A 657-nucleotide genomic window follows, 5' to 3' on the forward strand; every position below is an offset into this window, starting at 1 on the left:
GCTATATGAAGGAAACGGGCTTCACCAACAACGCGGCGCCGGTTGCCGAGGGCGCCCGCAAGCCGGAATCGACCCTCACGCTGGCGCAATCGATCGCGCCAGTTGTCAAAATCGCGCACTTTATGAAGGCGTCTACCGAGATCTTGGACGACTTCCCGGCGCTGCAATCGTACATCGACGAGCGCCTGACCTACGGCCTGCGCCTGATCGAAGAAAACCAGCTGCTCAAGGGCTCGGGTGTGGGTAACAACCTGAACGGCCTCTACACCCAGGCGTCGGCCTACGTGGCACCAATCGCCATCACTGGCGCCACCCATATCGACACCCTGCGCCTGGCCCTGCTGCAGGCGGAACTGGCCGAGTACCCGTCGGATGGCTTGGTCCTGCATCCGTCGAACTGGGCCGGCATCGAGCTGCTGAAGGACACCACCGGCCAGTACATCATCGGCAATCCGCAGGGCACGTTGTCGCCATCGCTCTGGGGCCGACCCGTCGTGACCACCCAGGCCATGTCCGTCGGCACCTTCCTGGCCGGCGCCTTCCGCATGGGCGCCCAGATCTTCGACCGCCTACTCGCCTCGGTCGCCATCGCCACGGAAAACGAAGACGACTTCGTGAACAACCTGATCACGATCCTGATCGAAGAGCGTCTGGCCC

1 protein-coding gene is annotated in these 657 nt (G+C 63.3%); it reads left to right on the top strand.

The annotated features are described in order from the left end of the window. A partial coding sequence (locus RBA40_RS33405; RefSeq protein ID WP_306653218.1) for a phage major capsid protein occupies positions 1-657 on the top strand: 657 nt, incomplete at both ends.

Origin of the sequence: Massilia pseudoviolaceinigra (genome assembly GCF_030846505.1) — a bacterium.
Taxonomy (GTDB): Bacteria; Pseudomonadota; Gammaproteobacteria; order Burkholderiales; family Burkholderiaceae_D; genus Telluria_A; species Telluria_A violaceinigra.